Genomic DNA, 19,408 nt, shown 5'->3' with positions numbered 1-19,408 from the left:
TAGTCGCATTATGTTACAGAAAAATACGCTTCTTTTCGCAGCTTTATCCGCTGCTCTTTGGGGTACAACAGCACAAGATGTTAACGCCGCCGTTGTCGCTTCGCTTAAACCGCTTGGATTTATCGCCTCTGCCATCGCAGATGGGGTCACTGAGACCCAGGTTCTGCTGCCTGATGGTGCTTCCGAGCATGATTATTCCCTGCGTCCATCTGATGTAAAACGCTTACAGAACGCGGACTTAGTCGTCTGGATTGGTCCTGAGATGGAAGCGTTCATGCAGAAGTCAGCCAGTCAGCTTGCCGCTGAGAAACAGGTGACGATTGCCGGGCTGTCCGGCGTGAAACCGTTACTCATGAAAGGAGCTGAGGACGAGGGTGACGAACACGACCACGACCATGCTCACGGTGAAAAAGGTGACGACCATCACCATCACGGCGAATACAACATGCATCTCTGGCTCTCCCCAGAGATAGCGCGGCTTACAGCGGTTGCAATCCACGACAAATTAGTGGAACTTATGCCGCAAAGTCGAATCAAACTCGACGCCAACCTGAAGGATTTTGAGGCTCAATTAGCCGCAACCGATAAACAGGTGGGTAACGAGCTCGCACCGCTTAAAGGAAAAGGGTACTTCGTTTTTCATGATGCCTACGGGTATTACGAGAAACATTACGGTCTGACCCCGCTGGGGCATTTTACCGTCAACCCTGAAATTCAGCCTGGTGCGCAGCGTTTACATGAAATCAGAACACAGTTGGTTGAGCAAAAAGCGACATGCGTTTTTGCTGAGCCACAGTTCAGGCCAGCGGTCGTAGAAGCCGTGGCCAGGGGAACATCCGTGCGCATGGGAACCCTTGACCCGCTAGGTACGAACATCCAGTTGAGCAAAGCGAGCTATTCGCAGTTCCTCAGCCAACTGGCGAATCAGTATGCGAGCTGCCTGAAAGGAGATTAACGAGGAAGTGAATACGTGCAACAGATAGCCCGCTCTGTCGCCCTGGCATTTAACAATCTGCCTCGACCCCACCGCGTTATGCTGGGGTCGCTTACAGTTCTCACATTAGCGGTCGCCGTCTGGCGGCCCTATGTTTACCACCCGAGTTCCGCCCCAATCATTAAAACCATCGAACTGGAGAAGAGCGAGATCCGCTCTCTGCTGCCTGAGGCCAGCGAGCCTATCGATCAGGCCGCTCAGGAAGATGAAGCGATTCCCCAGGATGAGCTGGATGACAAGATCCAGAATGAAGCCGGCATTCATGAATATGTTGTTTCTACTGGCGATACGCTGAGCAGCGTCCTGAACCAGTACGGTATCGACATGGGCAACATCAGCCAGCTCGCCGCATCCGATAAAGAGCTGCGTAACCTGAAAATTGGTCAGCAGCTTTCCTGGACCCTAACGCCCGACGGCGATCTGCAACGTCTGACCTGGGAGATGTCCCGTCGCGAAACCCGTACCTACGATCGCACTGCAAACGGTTTCAAAATGACCAGCGAATTGCAGCAGGGCGACTGGGTTAACAGCGTCATGAAAGGGACCGTCGGCGGCAGCTTTGTTTCCAGCGCACGCGATGCCGGCCTGACCAGCGCTGAAATCAGCTCGGTGATCAAAGCCATGCAGTGGCAGATGGATTTCCGTAAACTGAAAAAAGGCGATCAGTTCTCTGTCCTGATGTCCCGCGAAATGCTGGACGGTAAGCGCGAGCAGAGCCAGCTGGTGGGCGTTCGTCTGCGTTCAGACGGCAAAGACTACTACGCTATTCGCGCGGAAGACGGTAAGTTCTATGACCGCAGCGGTACGGGTCTGGCAAAAGGCTTCCTGCGTTTCCCAACGGCGAAACAGTTCCGCGTCTCCTCCAACTTTAACCCGCGTCGTCTGAACCCGGTAACTGGCCGCGTAGCGCCGCACCGTGGCGTTGACTTCGCCATGCCGCAGGGCACGCCAGTGCTGGCGGTAGGGGATGGTGAAGTGGTCATGGCGAAACGCAGCGGTGCTGCTGGCTACTACGTTGCTATTCGTCATGGTCGTACGTACACCACCCGCTACATGCACCTGCGTAAACTGCTGGTCAAACCGGGCCAGAAAGTGAAACGTGGCGATCGCATCGCGCTGTCCGGTAACACCGGCCGGTCGACGGGTCCGCACCTGCACTACGAAGTGTGGATCAACCAGCAGGCGGTTAACCCGCTGACGGCGAAACTGCCGCGCACCGAAGGGCTGACCGGCAAAGATCGCAAAGATTACCTGGCGCAGGTGAAAGAGGTGATGCCGCAGCTGCGCTTCGACTAAGCTCTCCTGATTTAAAAAGCCGGCGTCAGTATGCGCCGGCTTTTTCTTTTGTGCGCGGGCGGCAGCCTCGCTACACTATCCGAATATATTTTTGCGTCACCAGACCCTGGAACCCGCATGGAAACCAAAAAAAACAATATTGAGTACATTCCCGAGTTTGAAAAATCTTTTCGCCACCCGCGTAACTGGGGCGCCTGGCTTGGCGTATACGCGTTTGCTGGCATGGCGTTGCTACCTGCTTCCCTCCGCGATCCGGTGCTCGGCAAAGTGGGGCGCCTGGCAGGGCGCTTAGGTAAAAGCGCACGCCGCCGCGCGCAAATAAATCTGTTGTACTGTTTTCCGGATAAAAGCGACGCCGAACGCGAAGCAATCATTGATGACATGTATACCACCGCGCCACAGGCCATGGCGATGATGGCGGAACTGGCGCTGAAAGGGCCGGAGAAGATCGTCGAACGCGTTGACTGGAAAGGGCTGGAGATCATCGACGAGATGCGTCGCAATGATGAAAAGGTGATTTTCCTGGTGCCGCACGGCTGGGGGGTAGACATTCCGGCGATGTTAATGGCGTCGCAGGGCCAGAAAATGGCGGCGATGTTCCATAATCAGGGAAACAAAATCTACGACTTCGTCTGGAATACCGTGCGCCGTCGCTTTGGCGGGCGTTTGCACGCCCGAAACGATGGCATTAAGCCTTTCATTCAGTCGGTACGTCAGGGTTACTGGGGCTACTATCTGCCCGATCAGGACCACGGCCCGGAACACAGCGAGTTTGTCGATTTCTTCGCAACCTATAAAGCCACGCTACCCGCGATTGGTCGCCTGATGAAAGTCTGCCGCGCCCGCGTGATCCCACTGTTCCCGGTTTATGACGGTAAAACGCATCGCCTGAGCATTGAGGTACGTCCGCCGATGGACGATCTGCTGACCGCAGACGATCACACCATCGCACGTCGCATGAATGAAGAGGTGGAGGTGCTGGTGGGGCCGCATAAGGAGCAATATACGTGGATCCTGAAGCTGCTCAAAACGCGTAAACCTGGCGAAACAGAGCCGTATAAGCGTAAAGAGCTTTTCCCGAAGAAATAGGAAACCTTCACCCCTCTCCCCTTAGGGGAGAGGGGATTGGAGCTTACTCTACGGTCAGTACGCGGGTGGTATTGGTTGAGCCGATGGTGCTCATCACGTCACCCTGCGTCACGATAACGATATCACCGGATACCAGATAACCTTTGTCGCGCAGCAGGTTCACGGCATCGTGCGCGGCGGCCACGCCGTCGTTGGTGCTGTCGAAGTATACTGGCGTCACGCCGCGATACAGCGCCGTCAGGTTCAGCGTACGCTCGTGACGGGACATGGCGAAGATCGGCAGACCGGAGCTGATACGGGACGTCATTAGCGCGGTACGGCCAGATTCGGTCATGGTGATGATCGCCGTGACCCCTTTCAGGTGGTTGGCTGCGTACATCGCGGACATCGCAATCGCTTCTTCCACGTTGTCGAACTGAATGTCCAGACGGTGTTTAGAGACGTTAATGCTTGGGATCTTCTCTGCACCCAGGCACACGCGCGCCATGGCGGCCACGGTTTCTGCCGGATACTGACCTGCCGCGGTTTCCGCTGACAGCATCACCGCATCGGTACCATCCAGCACGGCGTTCGCCACGTCCATGACTTCCGCACGGGTTGGCATTGGGTTGGTGATCATGGATTCCATCATCTGGGTGGCGGTGATCACCGCGCGGTTCAGCTGACGCGCGCGACGGATCAGCGCTTTCTGGATACCGACCAGTTCAGGGTCGCCAATTTCCACGCCCAGGTCACCACGGGCAACCATCACCACGTCAGACGCCAGGATCACGTCGTCCATCGCGTCCTGATCGCAGACCGCTTCAGCGCGTTCCACTTTCGCAACGATTTTCGCATCGCAGCCTGCATCGCGCGCCAGGCGGCGAGCATAGTTCAGATCTTCGCCGCAGCGCGGGAAGGAGACGGCCAGGTAATCCACGCCGATCTGCGCTGCGGTCACGATATCCGCTTTGTCTTTATCGGTCAGCGCTTCGGCAGACAGTCCACCGCCGAGTTTGTTGATGCCTTTGTTGTTGGAGAGCGGGCCGCCGACGGTCACTTCGGTGAATACCTTCATACCCTGAACTTCCAGCACTTTCAGCTGTACGCGTCCGTCGTCCAGCAGCAGGATGTCGCCAGGCACAACGTCAGCAGGCAGACCTTTGTAGTCGATACCCACTTTTTCCTTATCGCCTTCGCCTTTACTCAGGTTGGCATCCAGCAGGAATTTATCGCCGATGTTGAGGAAGACTTTGCCTTCTTTAAAGGTCGATACGCGGATTTTTGGACCTTGCAGGTCACCGAGGATAGCAACATGGCGGCCCAGTTTAGCTGCGATTTCACGCACTTTGTCGGCACGTAATTTATGGTCTTCTGGCGTACCGTGAGAGAAGTTCATGCGCACCACGTTGGCACCCGCGGCGATAATCTTTTCGAGGTTATTATCGCGGTCGGTGGCCGGGCCTAAGGTGGTGACGATCTTGGTTCTGCGAAGCCTTCTGGACATGTAATACTCCGTTGACTGAAACAACTTTGGTGTTGCGTGAACATAGAATCGGCCTTCATCTATCGCAAGGCAGTAGCGAGGGGACCGAATGCCGTAAATCGTACATCGTAGTTATTAGGGAACATCGCTCTTTATAAGCAATTCTTTATCAAAACGCGATTCTTTCAGGGCTTCCTTGACCCGCTTCAAGTTATCCCGGAATTTTGCGCCCCGGCGTAAGGTAAAACCGGTCGCCAGCACGTCGATGACCGTCAACTGCGCCAGGCGGGAGACCATCGGCATGTACATGTCGGTGTCCTCCGGTACGTCCAGGGTAATGGCGAGCGTCGCTTCCCTGGCCAGCGGCGTACCTGCCGTCGTCAGGGCGATGACCATCGCATCGTTGTCACGCGCGAGCTGTGCCAGCTCCACCTGGCTCTTGGTGCGGCCCGTATGGGAGATGAGTACCACGACATCATCTTCACTACAATTCATACAGCTCATGCGTTGCAGCACAATGTCATCGGAGTAAATCACCGGCACGTTAAAGCGAAAGAACTTATTCATGGCGTCATGCGCCACGGCGGCGGACGAGCCAAGGCCAAAGAAGGCAATCCGTTTGGCCTGCGTGAGAAGATCGACCGCGCGATTCACTGAACTCATGTCCAGAGACTGGCGAACGTGGTCGAGCGTGGCCATAGCCGATTCAAATATTTTTGCGGTGTAAGCATCAACGCTGTCGTCTTCATCTACATTGCGATTAACATACGGGGTGCCGTTTGCCAGACTTTGGGCCAGATGCAGTTTAAAATCAGGAAAGCCGCGCGTGTCCAGACTACGACAGAATCGATTGACCGTCGGTTCGCTGACGCCCGATTCCTGTGCCAGAGCGGCGATGCTTGAATGAATCGCCTGAGCGGGCGCGGCGAGAATAACTTCAGCCACTTTGCGCTCGGATTTGCTAAGGTGTTCCAGTTGAAACTGGATTTTTTCCAGCATGTTCATTGTTAACAAGACGCTCATGAGGGCATAAACGATTTCATAAAGAGATGAAATCTTGATTCGATTTAGCCGATATTACCCCCGGGACTCCCGAAAGGGTAATCGTCGACAAGAAATGTTGTTGTTTTTTTTCATTACTTGATCGACGTCGGGTTTTGCTCTGACCCTGTTGCGCAAAGAATCGACGTTTGTTGCGTCATCAGACGGGCGTAATGGCCCGGGCGACGAAAAATCACCGTATCGCACGCGACGTTAAGCGCTAATGGTTTCAGGAAACGCGTAAAAGCAGTACAGTGCATTGTAATAAAATTACAACGATACCTGGCAGAGTACCAGGCGATCTAACTGAGGAGAATGACATGGCGGTAACGCAAACAGCCCAGGCATGTGACCTGGTCATTTTCGGCGCGAAAGGCGATCTTGCACGCCGAAAATTGCTGCCTTCCCTGTATCAGCTCGAAAAAGCGGGCCAGATCCATCCCGACACCCGAATCCTTGGGGTAGGGCGCGCAGACTGGGATAAGGAGGCTTATACCAAAGTCGTGCGCGAGGCGCTCGAAACGTTCATGAAAGAGAAAATCGATGAAAGCCTTTGGGATAAGCTGAGCGGGCGTCTCGATTTCTGCAACCTGGACGTCAACGATGTAGGCGCCTTTACCCGTCTGGGTGAAATGCTTGACCAGGAAAATCGTGTCACTATTAACTATTTCGCGATGCCGCCAAGCACCTTCGGCGCCATCTGCAAAGGTCTGGGCGAGGCGAAGCTGAACGCCAAACCGGCGCGCGTGGTGATGGAGAAACCGCTGGGTACGTCGCTGGCGACCTCGCGTGAAATCAACGACCAGGTGGGCGAGTTCTTTGAGGAGTGTCAGGTTTACCGTATTGACCACTACCTGGGCAAAGAGACGGTACTGAACCTGCTGGCGCTGCGTTTTGCCAACTCCCTGTTTGTGAACAACTGGGACAACCGCACTATCGACCACGTGGAAATTACCGTGGCGGAAGAGGTGGGCATCGAAGGCCGTTGGGGCTACTTCGACCAGGCTGGCCAGATGCGTGACATGATCCAGAACCACCTGCTGCAAATTCTGTGCATGATTGCCATGTCTCCACCGTCAGATCTGACCGCCGACAGCATTCGTGACGCCAAAGTGAAAGTGCTGAAATCACTGCGCCGTATCGACCGCTCCAACGTGCGTGAGAAAACCGTGCGCGGCCAGTACACCGCAGGTTTTGCCCAGGGGAAAAAAGTCCCTGGCTATCTGGAAGAAGAGGGCGCGAACAAGTCCAGCAACACCGAGACGTTTGTGGCGATCCGCGTGGATATCGACGACTGGCGCTGGGCCGGTGTGCCGTTCTACCTGCGTACCGGGAAACGTCTGCCGGCAAAATGCTCCGAAGTGGTGGTCTACTTCAAAAATCCGGAACTGAACCTGTTCAAAGAATCCTGGCAGGAACTGCCGCAGAACAAACTGACCATCCGTCTGCAACCGGACGAGGGTGTGGATATTCAGATCCTGAACAAAGTGCCGGGTCTTGATCACAAACACAACCTGCAAACCACCAAGCTCGACCTGAGCTACTCTGAAACCTTCAACCAGACGCATCTCGCCGATGCTTACGAGCGTTTGTTGCTGGAAACCATGCGTGGTATCCAGGCGCTGTTCGTCCGCCGCGATGAAGTGGAAGAAGCGTGGAAGTGGGTCGACTCCATCACCGAAGCGTGGGCAGCCGATCAGGACGCGCCAAAACCGTATCAGGCGGGAACATGGGGACCTGTCGCCTCCGTTGCGATGATCACCCGGGATGGCCGCTCCTGGAACGAGTTTGAATAACCCCCTCTCTAGCCCAAAGGTGTTATTTTACCGGTAACATGATCTAACACAGCAAGTGGCATAATTTTTATCTTTTAAGCTCCGCGTGGATTCACCCGCGGAGCTTTTTTTATTACACTCCCTTCAGACATTTTGCCCCTGCGCTCCGGATAACAGGCGTTTCAGCGTTGTTAACAACCGTCAGAAACTGTGTAAACTCCCGAGCCTGGACAGATAAATTAGAGGAGCTTTTATGAATCCGACATTGTTACGCGTAACACAACGCATCGTTGAACGCTCGAAAGAGACCCGTGCTGCCTACCTTGACCGCATCGAACAGGCGAAGAGTGAAACTGTCCATCGCTCACAGCTGGCCTGCGGGAATCTGGCCCACGGCTTTGCGGCCTGCCAGCCTGGTGATAAAGACGCGCTGAAAAGCATGTTGCGTAACAATATCGCCATCATTACCTCCTATAACGACATGCTTTCAGCCCACCAGCCGTATGAGGTCTACCCGTCTATCATCCGCAATGCGCTGCACAGCGTGAACGCGGTGGGCCAGGTTGCAGGCGGCGTGCCGGCCATGTGTGATGGCGTAACCCAGGGCCAGGACGGTATGGAGCTGTCCCTGCTGAGCCGCGAAGTGATCGCCATGTCGGCGGCAGTGGGCCTCTCTCACAACATGTTTGATGGCGCGCTCTATCTGGGCGTGTGCGACAAAATCGTCCCGGGACTGGTGATGGCCGCGCTGTCGTTTGGCCATCTGCCAGCGATTTTTGTGCCGTCAGGCCCGATGGCTAGCGGTCTGCCAAACAAGGAAAAAGTCCGTATCCGCCAGCTGTATGCCGAAGGAAAAGCGGACCGTCAGGCGCTGCTGGAAGCAGAAGCCGCGTCCTATCACGCGCCGGGCACCTGTACGTTCTACGGTACGGCCAACACCAATCAGATGGTGGTGGAGTTTATGGGGATGCAACTGCCGGGCTCGTCGTTCATCCAGCCGGATGCGCCACTGCGTAAAGCGCTGACCGAAGCCGCAGCCCGTCAGGTGACGCGTCTGACCGGTAACGGCAACGAGTGGATGCCAATGGGCAAAATGGTGGATGAAAAAGTCATCGTCAACGGGATCGTCGCCCTGCTGGCGACCGGCGGTTCAACCAACCATACCATGCACCTTGTCGCGATGGCGCGCGCGGCGGGCATTCTGATCAACTGGGATGACTTCTCCGATATCTCCTCTGTGGTACCGCTGATGGCGCGTCTGTACCCGAACGGTCCGGCGGACATCAACCACTTCCAGGCCGCGGGCGGCGTGCCGGTGCTGATGCGCGAGCTGCTGAAAGGCGGCCTGCTGCATGAGGATGTCAACACGGTGGCGGGCTTTGGCCTGCATCGCTATACCCTTGAACCCTGGCTGAACAACGGTGAGCTGGACTGGCGCGAAGGGGCGAGCGACTCGCTCGATCCTCAGGTTATCGCAACCTTCGAACAGCCATTCTCTCCTCACGGCGGCACCAAAGTGCTGAGCGGTAACCTTGGACGTGCCGTGATGAAAACCTCTGCCGTGCCGGAAGAGAATCAGGTTATCGAAGCCCCGGCGGTGGTGTTTGAAAGCCAGCACGACGTTTTACCTGCCTTTGACGCGGGTCTGCTTGATAAAGACTGTGTGGTCGTGGTGCGTCATCAGGGACCAAAAGCGAACGGGATGCCAGAATTACATAAACTTATGCCGCCGCTTGGTGTATTATTGGACCGCCGTTTCAAAATTGCACTGGTAACCGATGGACGCCTTTCAGGGGCATCCGGTAAAGTGCCTTCAGCGATTCATGTCACCCCGGAAGCCTACGACGGCGGCTTGCTGGCAAAAGTGCGTGATGGTGACATGATCCGCGTTAACGGTCAGACAGGCGAGTTAACCCTGCTGGTGGATGAAGCAGAGCTGGCGGCGCGTCAGCCACATATTCCTGACCTGAGCGCGTCACGCGTGGGTACCGGACGCGAAATGTTTGGTGCGTTGCGTGAGAAACTCTCCGGTGCGGAGCAGGGCGCAACCTGTATTACGTTTTAAGACGACTTGATTTTAACGATCTGGCGAGAGAAAACTCTGATGAAAAACTGGAAAACAAGTGCAGAAGCAATCCTGACCACTGGCCCTGTCGTGCCGGTTATTGTGGTAAACAAACTGGAGCACGCTGTCCCAATGGCGAAGGCGCTGGTTGCGGGTGGCGTTCGTGTTCTGGAAGTGACCCTGCGTACGGCCTGTGCGATGGATGCGATCCGCGCTATCGCCAAGGAAGTGCCGGAAGCGATCATCGGTGCAGGTACGGTTCTGAATGCGCAGCAGCTGGCGGAAGTGACCGAAGCGGGCGCACAGTTTGCCATCAGCCCGGGGCTGACTGAGCCGCTGCTGAAAGCCGCAACCGAAGGTTCTATTCCGCTGATCCCGGGTATCAGCACCGTTTCTGAACTGATGCTGGGCATGGACTACGGCCTGAAAGAGTTCAAATTCTTCCCGGCTGAAGCGAACGGCGGCACCAAAGCGTTGCAGGCCATTGCGGGCCCATTCTCTCAGGTGCGTTTCTGCCCAACGGGCGGCATCTCTCCGGCCAACTACCGTGACTATCTGGCGCTGAAAAGCGTGCTGTGCATCGGCGGCTCCTGGCTGGTTCCGGCGGATGCGCTGGAAGCAGGCGACTGGGATCGCATCACTAAACTGGCTCGCGAAGCGGTAGAAGGCGCGAAACAGTAAGTTTGTTTGCCGGGTGTCGGCTGCGCCTAACCCGGCCAGCCAGACAGTTAAAACGGGCCTTTCGGCCCGTTTTTTTATCCTGCTACGCTGACGTTCGCAGCCGCTCTTTTTGCTCTCGCGACGGCTTCGTCCACATTTTCCCCGGTCGCTAATGCCACGCCCAGACGACGGCTTCCGTCGATCTCCGGTTTGCCGAACAGCCGGACCTGCAAGCCTGCGCCAACCGCACCTTCGACGTTATCAAAGGTGACATTCTGGCTGGTCAGCTGCGGCAGGATCACCGCCGAGGCTGCCGGGCCGTACTGACGGATGCCGCCAACCGGCAGGCCGAGGAAAGCGCGTACGTGCAGCGCGAACTCGGAGAGATCCTGTGAAATCAGCGTAACCATCCCGGTATCGTGCGGACGAGGGGAGACTTCGCTGAAGATCACCTCGTCGCCGCAAACAAACAATTCCACACCGAACAGGCCGTAGCCGTCCAGCGCCAGCACCGTCTTGCGGGCGATCTCCTGTGCGCGTGCCAGCGCCAGCGCGCTCATCTGCTGCGGCTGCCAGGATTCGCGATAATCGCCGTCTTCCTGCCGATGACCAATCGGGTCGCAGAAATAAACGCCATCCACGGCGCTGACGGTGAGCAGGGTAATTTCAAAATCAAACTTCACCACGCCTTCCACGATGACGCGCCCGGCCCCGGCTCGGCCTCCCTGCTGGGCATAGTCCCAGGCGTTGTCCAGCGTGCTGCTGTCGCGGATAAAGCTCTGCCCTTTGCCGGAGGAGCTCATTACCGGCTTAATGATGCACGGGTAGCCAATCTCCTCTACGGCCTGGAGAAACGCAGCTTTATCCCCGGCAAAACGGTAGCTGGAGGTCGGGAGCTGTAATTCTTCTGCCGCCAGGCGACGAATGCCTTCCCGGTTCATGGTCAGTTTTGCCGCAGTGGCGCAGGGCACCACGCGCTGGCCTTCCTGTTCAAGGGCAATCAACATCTCAGTGGCAATGGCCTCAATTTCAGGTACCACGAAATCCGGTTTTTCGTCGGCAATTAACCCCCGCAGCGCATTACCGTCAAGCATATCGATGACGTGCGAGCGATGCGCGACGTGCATGGCGGGCGCATTCGCGTAACGGTCCACCGCAATCACTTCCACACCTAAACGCTGGCATTCAATGGCCACTTCTTTACCCAGTTCACCCGATCCCAACAGCATGACGCGCGTCGCGGCGGGACGCAGCGCGGTTCCTAAACGAGTCATAAAAATCCCCCTGAAAAAGATGCGGGCAGTATAAACGAAAACGTTTGCGTCTGTCTTGTATGGGGATAACCGGACAGCAGGGAAATTTGCGCTTCTTTAGTACTGACAGACATTTCCTGACACCCGCTCGCTTAGGCTGTGAAGGTTACGCACTGTTACGTGAGGAAAAATATGTCAGGCTGGATGAATCAACTGCAATCCCTGTTGGGACAAAAAGGCTCGTCGTCCGGCGAGCAGGGTCTGAGCAAGCTGCTGGTGCCGGGTGCGCTCGGCGGGCTGGCCGGTTTGCTGGTTGCCAATAAATCATCGCGGAAACTGCTTACCAAATATGGTACCGGCGCGCTGCTGGCGGGCGGAGGGGCTATTGCAGGCTCCGTCTTATGGAACAAATACAAAGACAAGGTGCGCAGCGCGCATCAGGATGAACCGCAGTACGGGAAGCAGGTATCGCCGTTAGATTTACGCACCGAGCGCCTGATCCTCGCCCTGGTCTTTGCGGCCAAGAGCGACGGGCATATTGATGCCAGTGAACGTGCCGCAATTGAACAGCAGATGCGGGAAGCGGGCGTTGAGGAACAGGGCAGGGCGCTGGTGGCGCAGGCCATCGAACAGCCGCTTGATCCGCAGCGTCTGGCGCAAAGCGTGAAAAACGAAGAAGAGGCGCTGGAACTCTATTTTTTGAGCTGTGCCGCCATCGATATCGATCACTTTATGGAGCGCAGCTACCTGAACGCCCTGGGCGATGCGCTGAAGATCCCACAGGACGTTCGTGAGGGAATTGAGCAGGATATTCAGCAGCAGAAGCAGACCCTCGTGGGCTAGAAGGCCATGTTTCGCTTGCATCATACGTGTGTTTTGCCAACCTTATAGGATGTAAAACGAAAAAGTAAGAATGCCATGCCTCCAAAAGCCCGACGTACTCCTTATGCGATCACCACGCATGGCGATACGCGTATCGATAACTACTACTGGCTGCGGGACGATTCTCGTTCCCGGCCAGAGGTGCTGGACTATCTGCACGAGGAAAACGACTATGGCCGCCAGGTCATGGCCAGCCAGCAGGCGCTTCAGGACCAACTTCTGAAGGAAATGGTGCAGCGTATCCCCCAGCGTGATGTCTCTGCCCCGTGGTGCAAAAACGGTTATCGCTATCGCCATATTTATGAGCCGGGAAACGAATATCCCATCTACCAGCGCCAGTCTGTGCTGAGCGCCGAGTGGGATGAATGGGAGATCCTGCTGGATGCAAACAAACGTGCTGCCCACAGTGAGTTTTATACGCTGGGCGGCATGTCCATTTCCCCCGATAACGCCATTATGGCGCTGGCTGAGGATTACCTCTCCCGCCGCCAGTACGGTTTGCGTTTCCGCAATCTTGAAACGGGAAACTGGTATCCCGAAATGCTGGATAATGTCTCCCCCGATTTTGTCTGGGGTAACGATTCAGAAACGGTCTACTACGTTAAAAAGCATGTCTCAACGCTGCTGCCTTATCAGGTCTGGCGTCATACGGTGGGGACCGATTCCGCCGACGATGAACTGGTGTATGAGGAAAAAGATGAGACGTTCTATGTCAGCCTGCACAAAACGTCGTCTCGCCACTACGTGATCATTTTCCTCTCCAGCGCCACCACCTCAGAAGTGCTGCTGCTGGATGCAGAGCTGCCGGATGCGCAGCCTCTGTGCTTCCTGCCGCGCCGTAAAGATCATGAGTACAGCCTGGATCACTTCCAGCACAGCTTTTACCTGCGTTCGAACCGCGAGGGCAAAAACTTTGGCCTTTATAAAACCAAAGTGCGCGATGAACGCAAATGGGAAGTGTTAATTCCCGCGCGCGATCAGGTGATGCTGGAGGGGTTCACCCTGTTTACCGACTGGCTGGTGGTGGAAGAGCGTCAGCGCGGACTGACCAGTATCCGCCAAATCAACCGCAAAACCCGCGAAGTGGTGGGCATTGCGTTCGATGACCCGGCTTACGTAACGTGGATCGGCTTTAACCCGGAACCGGAATCGTCCCGCCTGCGATACGGCTATTCGTCGATGACCACCCCGGATACGTTGTTTGAACTGGATATGGACACCGGGCAGCGTCAGGTGATTAAACAGGCTGAGGTCCGGGGTTTTGAGTCGGAAAATTATCGCAGTGAGCACCTGTGGGTGACCGCACGCGACGGCGTTGAAGTCCCAGTGTCGCTCGTCTATCACAAGGCGCACTTCAACAAAGGTAAAAACCCCATCCTCGTCTATGGCTATGGCTCCTATGGATCCAGCATGGACGCCGATTTCAGCAGCAGCAGGCTGAGCCTGCTCGACCGCGGTTTTGTTTATGCGATTGCCCATATTCGCGGCGGCGGCGAGCTGGGTCAGCACTGGTATGAAGACGGAAAATTTCTCAAAAAGAAAAATACCTTTAATGACTACCTTGATGTTTGCGATGCGCTGATCGCGCAGGGTTATGGCGATCCGCAGCTCTGCTTTGGCATGGGGGGCAGCGCCGGGGGCATGCTTATGGGCGCCGTGATCAACCAGCGGCCTGAACTGTTTAAAGGCGTTATCGCCCAGGTGCCGTTTGTGGACGTGGTGACGACCATGCTGGATGAGTCCATTCCACTGACCACCGGGGAGTTTGAGGAGTGGGGGAACCCGCAGGATGAAACCTATTATCGCTACATGAAAGAGTACAGCCCGTACGATAACGTCGAGGCGAAAGCCTATCCGCATATGCTGGTGACCACCGGCCTGCACGATTCCCAGGTACAGTACTGGGAGCCCGCGAAATGGGTGGCGAAGTTGCGTGAGCTGAAAACTGACGATAATTTGCTGCTGCTGTGTACCGATATGGACTCAGGGCACGGAGGGAAATCAGGGCGATTTAAATCCTATGAAGGGGTGGCGCTGGAGTACGCCTTTTTGATTGGCCTGGCGCAGGATACGCTGCCAGGCCGGGCGGGGACTCAGGCTTCGCCTAAATAATGCTTCAGCGTCAGGCGCAGTTCCGGGCTCATTCTGTCGAGGTTGTTGTACAGCCAGCGCAGATAGCCCGGATCTTTGTCCGCCACTTCCGATACTGGCTTCCCGCGATATTTTCCGAACGTAAAGGTGGTCAGTAGCGCGGGGCGCCCGGTAATGGTCGCCATATCGTCTGGCGTCCAGCCGGAAGTATTCATGATATCAATCAGGAGCGCTGCGGTGATGTAGCAGTCGTAAAGAGCGCGGTGATGATGCAGCCCTTCCGGCGTCCGCACGCTGAGTTTACGCGACTTATACAGCGCCATATTGCTGTATTTGATCCCCGGCCACAGACGGCGTGCCAGCTTCATAGTGCAAATCCATTCGCCGGGCATCTCCGGCAGCACGCGGCGGTCAAAGCTGGCGTTATGGGCCACATACCACTGGCTACCGTGGTAAAGAGGGATGATCTCTTCAATCCACGGCTTATCCGCCACCATCGATTCCGTAATACGATGTATCGCCATCGCCTGCGCACTGATGGGACGATCCGGGCGCACCAGATGGCTCATGGGGTTGACTATCTTTCCGTCAATCACGTCGACAGAAGCGACTTCCACAATTCCACCCTGCAAATCACAGGTTTCGGTATCGATAACGCGCAGCATTGATCGCTCCTGATCCAAAAATGCCTAGCCTAATGGAATGATATCGCCTTGCCAACCCTGTTGGCCTAAAGAACCGGTTAGCAGCAGTTCTCCCTTATCGGCACGTACGATCAGCTGACCTTTTTCATCCCATAACGCGCTACCGCCGCGCGCGTTCGCCATTAATACCGCGATGGCGTACTTGTGCGCGAAGCGTTGTAACGAACCGATGGATTGCCGCCAGCGATGCTCGCCCACGGCCAGGCTGCTGGTGAACAGCGTTGCCTCCGGGTCCAGTTCCGGGGCGTCAGCCTGGTTATCCACGATGGTTAACCGTTTATCGCCAGGAATAACACCCGCACCGTTGCCCTGCGGATAACGCCGAATGGTCGACAGGTTAGGGGTGAAAAGCGCGAGTCCTTTCTGGGGCTGGCCGTGTTGCTGGAGCGTAATACCAGCAATCACCGTGATGAAACGTGACTGGGCGGCGTGAAGGAGGGGGGCAAGCTGCAAATCGTCAGGGGGTGGGGGTAAGGATGTTCCGCCTGGACCGGTAAGCGAAAGCTCCGGAAAGACGATCAAATCGCACCCATGCCAGGCAGCCTCGGCAATAAAGTGCAGGTGATGTTTTACGTGCTCATCAACACAGTTGTGCCGCGGGGCATACTGAGCCGCGGCAATATTCCATCGTGACATCGTGACTTCCTTATACACTAAGTCGCTGGGATTTTAAGATTACACCTAAATTTATCAGGGTTTTCTTATCCTGCCACATAACGCGTAAGGAAGTGTAACGAGACGTTAAGCTTATTTAACTTTAGGTTCGTACGGCAGGCGCGAGAGATTGACGGAGGCGAGGCGATGCGCAATGAGACGTTCGCGAAACCAGTCGCGCAGATGCGCGGGTTGTTCACGCTCTACCACTTCAGCCACGACGGGCATGTTGTAACGCTCTTTGAATGCGACCCCCGCGGCGGCGAGATCGACATTCACTTTGTCCATCTCGTCCTGAGGAAGGGCGGCCAGATTAACGTTCATTTCCTTCTCCTTTTTCTGCGGCGGCAACGTTACCGCGATTGTTCAACGATGACAAGGGAGCAAAGGATGTTCCTCGACTCGTTAATTATACAGAGTTATTCTTTAGCATTCAGGCATAACGAAAAGGAATGATTGTGATGCATTTTACCCCTTCCCGTGTCGCGTGCGCGCTGGCATTTCTGCTCTCTTCAGCCATCACGCCCTCAGTTCTGGCCCATGCGCATCTTAAGCAGCAATCCCCGCAGGAAAATACCGTTGCGGTGGCACCAGAGGTCATTACCCTGAACTTCTCGGAAGGCATTGAGCCTGCCTTCAGCGGCGTGGTGGTGACGGACGCACAGCAGCACAAGATCCAGACCGGCGCGTTGAAGCGTGACGAGAAGGATAACGCAAAGCTGATTGTTCCTCTTGAGAAACCGTTGACGTCCGGCACCTACACGGTGGACTGGCATGTGGTCTCCGTGGATGGCCACAAAACCAAAGGCAGCTATCACTTTAGCGTGAAATAGCATGCTGACCCTGAGCTACGTCGCGTTACGCTTTATCCATTTTGCTGCGCTGATGCTGCTTTTCGGCAACGCGCTTTACAGCGTCTGGTTTGCGCCGTCTTCGTTGCAGCGCCTCATGACCCGGCGTTTCCAGCGGCAGCAGAAACTCGCGGCCTTAATCAGCCTGATAGCGGCTCTGCTGATGTTTGGCCTGCAAAGTGGGTTGATGGGCAACGGCTGGGGCGATGCCATTCGTCCGGCGGTCTGGCGCAGCGTGCTGGGAACGCAATTTGGCGGCGTCTGGTTGTGGCAAATGGTGCTGGCCGCTGTGACGGCGGGCGCTGCATGGCTTACCCCGCAAAAAGGCTCACGGCTGTTACTGCTCGCGATGGGGCAGCTGGTGCTGCTGGCGGGCGTGGGACATGCCGCGATGAACGGTGGCGCACCGGGAGCGTTGCATCGTCTCAACCATGCGCTTCACCTGCTCTGCGCCGCGACCTGGGTGGGTGGTTTACTGCCGCTGCTGTTTTGTATGCGTCTGGCGAAAGGCCGCTGGCAGCCAGCCGCTATCTTTACCATGATGCGCTTCTCCCGCGTGGGGCATTACGCCGTGGCAGGCGTGCTGCTGACCGGGATAATCAATACGCTCTTTATTGTTGGCATAAACGTGCCGTGGCAGGCGCCTTATGTCCAGCTGTTGTTGTTCAAATGTGCGCTGGTCATGATGATGGTGGCAATTGCGCTGGCGAATCGGTATTTTCTTGTGCCACGCTTTCGCCCGGAGGCCGGGCGGGAACAACAGATTTTTATCAGGATGACACAGGCAGAGGTGGTGCTGGGCGCGCTGGTACTGGCCGCCGTCAGCCTGTTCGCGACCTGGGAACCCTTCTGACAAGGTTAAATAACATATGAAAAAGACACTGCTTTCTCTTTTACTTCTCACCTGTGCCAGCAGTGCGTTAGCCGCGCCGCAGGTCATCACTGTCAGCCGGTTTGAAGTGGGTAAGGACAACTGGGCATTTAATCGTGAAGAAGTCATGCTTACCTGCCGTCCCGGTAACGCGCTGTATGTCATCAATCCCAGTACGCTCGTGCAGTATCCGTTAAATGACGTGGCGGAGCAGCAGGTTGCCAGCGGGAAAAGTAACGGACAGCCTGTCAGCGTGATCCAGGTAGATGACCCGGCAAACCCCGGGCAGAAGAAGAGTCTGGCACCGTTTATTGAGCGCGCTGAAAAGCTCTGCTAGCCGTCAGGTTTCCAGTAAAAAAAAACCGCAGGTGCTTGTAAAAGCTCTGCGGTTTTTCACATTTAGTGATGTTCTGACGCTTTTTTTCAGACCACTTTTACTGTGGACTGGAAAACCTGACGTCGTCATCTATTCTTAAAGGGCAAGGCGATTGAGCCTGCATTAATGCCAACTTTTAGCGCACGGCTCTCTCCCAAGAGCCATTTCCCTGGACCGAATACAGGAATCGTATTCGGTCTCTTTTTATCTATTTGTTTCTCAAGGGTTTTTTCGGTCTCAACACGAAATCCCCCGAAAATTACTCGAATATTCCATATCCTGTCTAAACCATAACATACTCTGCACCTCGTGCGTCCAGGTATTTTTTGGTCATTGTTAAATTTTTGTGGCCGAGCAAACGTTGAGCAAATTCCTCTCCACGCTCCTTTTCATAGAGCCTGCTCGCCAGACTTCTGATCTCATGGAAAGGCGGTGGGTTAGATCCGAATTTTAATCCGGTCGAATCCCTTATCTCTGCGAAGGCCTGGGTGAGCCCATCAGGAGTTAGCGGCCCCGGCCTTCTCCCGCCACGGCGAACCGGCGAGTAAAGCATGAAGTCGGAGGGGTTATTTACCCGGCATCGCTCAATGACATCCTGCAACACAAGCCCTGCGACGTCCAGCCTCAAATCAAGGGGGAGCGCCAGTTTGTGACCTGTTTTCTCCTGAGTAACGAAAAGCCTCCCGTCTTTAACGTCGCTGAATCTGAACAGCGAAATATCCTCACGCCGCTGGCCGGTGACCAGTGCCAGATCACATGCATTTGGCGCCCAGGCAGAATGAGTTAACGCGGCCTGGCGGATGACGGTGAATTGTTCGAGCAACAGGCGCTCTCGCTTAACTTTTGGTGTCGGCGTTCGCGTCGGCTCGGCCGGGTTGTCATAACTAACCGCACTCATCGAGAACGGTGAGGTATGAAAAAAGCCGCTGGTTAGGCGGCTCTGAGTTTGTTGACGTAATTCATGCATGCTGTAGGGCTGCATGTTCGCCATGTGGTTTTATGCTGCATCCGCTTGCTTGGCGGGTAATAAGCAACGGTCCCTTGCGGCGTGCGAAATATGAGTGTGTTTTCTCCCTCTTCGAACTCAACCCCATTACGCTGAAAGAATGCCTTCATCCCTTCATGTGCCGAATTGCGTGCCATTCTGCGCCGCTCTTTAAGTTCTGGCTTCATGTCTCGCCAAAACTCCCCCATCGTATAATCTTCGTCTGCCATAAAACCCTCTGTAGTTACCCGCTGATGCGGGAGATATGCTTTGTGATTCAGCACAGCCCACTCAGCTTCGAATGGACTGGAATAAATCTTTTTTCGCTTTGCCATAATTGCCGCTCTTCCTGAGCC

19 protein-coding genes are annotated in these 19,408 nt (G+C 55.6%); 11 read left to right on the top strand and 8 right to left on the bottom strand.

Annotated features, from left to right (window positions below):
• The first annotated feature begins 10 nt into the window (after positions 1–10).
• The 3 genes from znuA (at position 11) to lpxM (ending at position 3,379) form a co-directional block, all read left to right on the top strand.
• Entirely contained in the window at positions 11–955 is a 945-nt protein-coding gene (gene znuA / locus IMQ56_RS16515) for a zinc ABC transporter substrate-binding protein ZnuA (protein WP_026080689.1), read from the top strand.
• Between the two features lie 15 nt (positions 956–970).
• The gene (gene mepM / locus IMQ56_RS16510; RefSeq protein ID WP_003859762.1) at positions 971–2,290 is read left to right on the top strand and encodes a murein DD-endopeptidase MepM; all 1,320 of its coding nucleotides are present in this window, start codon (positions 971–973) and stop codon (positions 2,288–2,290) included.
• A gap of 117 nt (positions 2,291–2,407) precedes the next feature.
• Positions 2,408–3,379, top strand: a complete 972-nt coding sequence (lpxM, locus tag IMQ56_RS16505) for a lauroyl-Kdo(2)-lipid IV(A) myristoyltransferase (RefSeq protein ID WP_015570283.1) — start codon at positions 2,408–2,410, stop codon at positions 3,377–3,379.
• Between the two features lie 43 nt (positions 3,380–3,422).
• Here lpxM and pyk read toward each other — a convergent pair whose 3' ends face one another.
• Together pyk and IMQ56_RS16495 are read right to left on the bottom strand one after the other, a co-directional pair.
• Complete coding sequence (pyk, locus tag IMQ56_RS16500; protein WP_003859767.1) at positions 3,423–4,865, bottom strand: pyruvate kinase; 1,443 nt, start codon at positions 4,863–4,865, stop codon at positions 3,423–3,425.
• 114 nt (positions 4,866–4,979) lie between these two features.
• Positions 4,980–5,849, bottom strand: coding sequence for a MurR/RpiR family transcriptional regulator (locus IMQ56_RS16495; protein WP_003859769.1), 870 nt, complete (start codon positions 5,847–5,849; stop codon positions 4,980–4,982).
• A gap of 356 nt (positions 5,850–6,205) precedes the next feature.
• On the opposite strand from IMQ56_RS16495, the gene zwf reads away from it, so the two are divergent.
• The 3 genes from zwf to kdgA all read left to right on the top strand — a co-directional run bounded on the left by zwf (position 6,206) and on the right by kdgA (position 10,406).
• Complete coding sequence (zwf, locus tag IMQ56_RS16490; RefSeq protein WP_003859771.1) at positions 6,206–7,681, top strand: glucose-6-phosphate dehydrogenase; 1,476 nt, start codon at positions 6,206–6,208, stop codon at positions 7,679–7,681.
• Positions 7,682–7,913: 232 nt separating this feature from the next.
• Complete coding sequence (gene edd, locus IMQ56_RS16485; protein WP_196064090.1) at positions 7,914–9,725, top strand: phosphogluconate dehydratase; 1,812 nt, start codon at positions 7,914–7,916, stop codon at positions 9,723–9,725.
• Between the two features lie 39 nt (positions 9,726–9,764).
• Positions 9,765–10,406 (top strand): bifunctional 4-hydroxy-2-oxoglutarate aldolase/2-dehydro-3-deoxy-phosphogluconate aldolase, encoded by a 642-nt coding sequence (gene kdgA / locus IMQ56_RS16480; RefSeq protein WP_003859774.1) that lies wholly within the window; start codon positions 9,765–9,767, stop codon positions 10,404–10,406.
• A 74-nt stretch (positions 10,407–10,480) separates the two neighbouring features.
• Here the strand turns inward: kdgA and purT are convergent, their stop codons facing one another.
• Positions 10,481–11,659 carry a formate-dependent phosphoribosylglycinamide formyltransferase gene (purT, locus tag IMQ56_RS16475; protein WP_033486804.1) on the bottom strand — a complete coding sequence of 393 codons (1,179 nt, stop codon included), beginning with the start codon at positions 11,657–11,659 and terminating at the stop codon, positions 10,481–10,483.
• A 171-nt stretch (positions 11,660–11,830) separates the two neighbouring features.
• Here purT and IMQ56_RS16470 point away from each other — a divergent pair, with 171 nt between their 5' ends.
• Positions 11,831–12,481 (top strand): tellurite resistance TerB family protein, encoded by a 651-nt coding sequence (locus IMQ56_RS16470; protein ID WP_015570286.1) that lies wholly within the window; start codon positions 11,831–11,833, stop codon positions 12,479–12,481.
• 75 nt (positions 12,482–12,556) lie between these two features.
• A complete protein-coding gene (ptrB, locus tag IMQ56_RS16465; protein ID WP_017693247.1) occupies positions 12,557–14,632 on the top strand; it encodes an oligopeptidase B in 2,076 nt (691 codons plus the stop codon).
• Here the strand turns inward: ptrB and exoX are convergent.
• The 3 genes from exoX to IMQ56_RS16450 all read right to left on the bottom strand — a co-directional run bounded on the left by exoX (position 14,614) and on the right by IMQ56_RS16450 (position 16,293).
• Positions 14,614–15,276 (bottom strand): exodeoxyribonuclease X, encoded by a 663-nt coding sequence (exoX, locus tag IMQ56_RS16460; RefSeq protein WP_015570288.1) that lies wholly within the window; start codon positions 15,274–15,276, stop codon positions 14,614–14,616. The two genes, ptrB and exoX, sit on opposite strands and share 19 nt — an antisense overlap.
• Before the next feature lie 24 nt (positions 15,277–15,300).
• Positions 15,301–15,951 (bottom strand): carbon-nitrogen hydrolase family protein, encoded by a 651-nt coding sequence (locus tag IMQ56_RS16455; protein WP_015570289.1) that lies wholly within the window; start codon positions 15,949–15,951, stop codon positions 15,301–15,303.
• Positions 15,952–16,062: 111 nt separating this feature from the next.
• Positions 16,063–16,293, bottom strand: coding sequence for a DNA polymerase III subunit theta (locus tag IMQ56_RS16450; protein WP_003859784.1), 231 nt, complete (start codon positions 16,291–16,293; stop codon positions 16,063–16,065).
• A 137-nt stretch (positions 16,294–16,430) separates the two neighbouring features.
• On the opposite strand from IMQ56_RS16450, the gene yobA reads away from it, so the two are divergent.
• The 3 genes from yobA to IMQ56_RS16435 are packed head-to-tail and all read left to right on the top strand — an operon-like array spanning position 16,431 to position 18,028.
• Positions 16,431–16,802 carry a CopC domain-containing protein YobA gene (gene yobA, locus IMQ56_RS16445; protein ID WP_032648690.1) on the top strand — a complete coding sequence of 124 codons (372 nt, stop codon included), beginning with the start codon at positions 16,431–16,433 and terminating at the stop codon, positions 16,800–16,802.
• A 1-nt stretch (position 16,803) separates the two neighbouring features.
• Positions 16,804–17,673, top strand: coding sequence for a copper homeostasis membrane protein CopD (gene copD, locus IMQ56_RS16440; protein ID WP_196064089.1), 870 nt, complete (start codon positions 16,804–16,806; stop codon positions 17,671–17,673).
• A gap of 16 nt (positions 17,674–17,689) precedes the next feature.
• On the top strand, positions 17,690–18,028 hold the full coding sequence (locus IMQ56_RS16435) for a YebY family protein (protein ID WP_003859787.1): 339 nt from the start codon (positions 17,690–17,692) through the stop codon (positions 18,026–18,028).
• Between the two features lie 322 nt (positions 18,029–18,350).
• Here IMQ56_RS16435 and IMQ56_RS16430 read toward each other — a convergent pair whose 3' ends face one another.
• Positions 18,351–19,034, bottom strand: coding sequence for a tyrosine-type recombinase/integrase (locus IMQ56_RS16430; RefSeq protein WP_230326218.1), 684 nt, complete (start codon positions 19,032–19,034; stop codon positions 18,351–18,353).
• Entirely contained in the window at positions 18,998–19,387 is a 390-nt protein-coding gene (locus IMQ56_RS16425) for a hypothetical protein (protein ID WP_196064088.1), read from the bottom strand. Before IMQ56_RS16425 ends, IMQ56_RS16430 begins: the two co-directional genes overlap by 37 nt.
• Between the last annotated feature and the right edge of the window lie 21 nt (positions 19,388–19,408).

This window comes from Enterobacter sp. Res13-Sevr-PEC09-46, from assembly GCF_015672585.1.
Taxonomy (GTDB): Bacteria; Pseudomonadota; Gammaproteobacteria; order Enterobacterales; family Enterobacteriaceae; genus Enterobacter; species Enterobacter hormaechei_C.
This window is presented reverse-complemented; position numbering and strand designations above follow the sequence as displayed.

Bases quoted from the DNA above. Each gene is read 5' to 3' on its own strand.
- IMQ56_RS16425 (WP_196064088.1), bottom strand. From the start codon at position 19,387: ATGGCAAAGCGAAAAAAGATTTATTCCAGTCCATTCGAAGCTGAGTGG.
- purT (WP_033486804.1), bottom strand. From the start codon at position 11,659: ATGACTCGTTTAGGAACCGCGCTGCGTCCCGCCGCGACGCGCGTCATG.
- pyk (WP_003859767.1), bottom strand. From the start codon at position 4,865: ATGTCCAGAAGGCTTCGCAGAACCAAGATCGTCACCACCTTAGGCCCG.
- IMQ56_RS16430 (WP_230326218.1), bottom strand. From the start codon at position 19,034: ATGCATGAATTACGTCAACAAACTCAGAGCCGCCTAACCAGCGGCTTT.
- edd (WP_196064090.1), top strand. From the start codon at position 7,914: ATGAATCCGACATTGTTACGCGTAACACAACGCATCGTTGAACGCTCG.
- yobA (WP_032648690.1), top strand. From the start codon at position 16,431: ATGCATTTTACCCCTTCCCGTGTCGCGTGCGCGCTGGCATTTCTGCTC.
- exoX (WP_015570288.1), bottom strand. From the start codon at position 15,276: ATGCTGCGCGTTATCGATACCGAAACCTGTGATTTGCAGGGTGGAATT.
- IMQ56_RS16455 (WP_015570289.1), bottom strand. From the start codon at position 15,951: ATGTCACGATGGAATATTGCCGCGGCTCAGTATGCCCCGCGGCACAAC.
- ptrB (WP_017693247.1), top strand. From the start codon at position 12,557: ATGCCTCCAAAAGCCCGACGTACTCCTTATGCGATCACCACGCATGGC.
- IMQ56_RS16450 (WP_003859784.1), bottom strand. From the start codon at position 16,293: ATGAACGTTAATCTGGCCGCCCTTCCTCAGGACGAGATGGACAAAGTG.
- kdgA (WP_003859774.1), top strand. From the start codon at position 9,765: ATGAAAAACTGGAAAACAAGTGCAGAAGCAATCCTGACCACTGGCCCT.
- lpxM (WP_015570283.1), top strand. From the start codon at position 2,408: ATGGAAACCAAAAAAAACAATATTGAGTACATTCCCGAGTTTGAAAAA.
- IMQ56_RS16435 (WP_003859787.1), top strand. From the start codon at position 17,690: ATGAAAAAGACACTGCTTTCTCTTTTACTTCTCACCTGTGCCAGCAGT.
- copD (WP_196064089.1), top strand. From the start codon at position 16,804: ATGCTGACCCTGAGCTACGTCGCGTTACGCTTTATCCATTTTGCTGCG.
- zwf (WP_003859771.1), top strand. From the start codon at position 6,206: ATGGCGGTAACGCAAACAGCCCAGGCATGTGACCTGGTCATTTTCGGC.
- IMQ56_RS16470 (WP_015570286.1), top strand. From the start codon at position 11,831: ATGTCAGGCTGGATGAATCAACTGCAATCCCTGTTGGGACAAAAAGGC.
- znuA (WP_026080689.1), top strand. From the start codon at position 11: ATGTTACAGAAAAATACGCTTCTTTTCGCAGCTTTATCCGCTGCTCTT.
- IMQ56_RS16495 (WP_003859769.1), bottom strand. From the start codon at position 5,849: ATGAACATGCTGGAAAAAATCCAGTTTCAACTGGAACACCTTAGCAAA.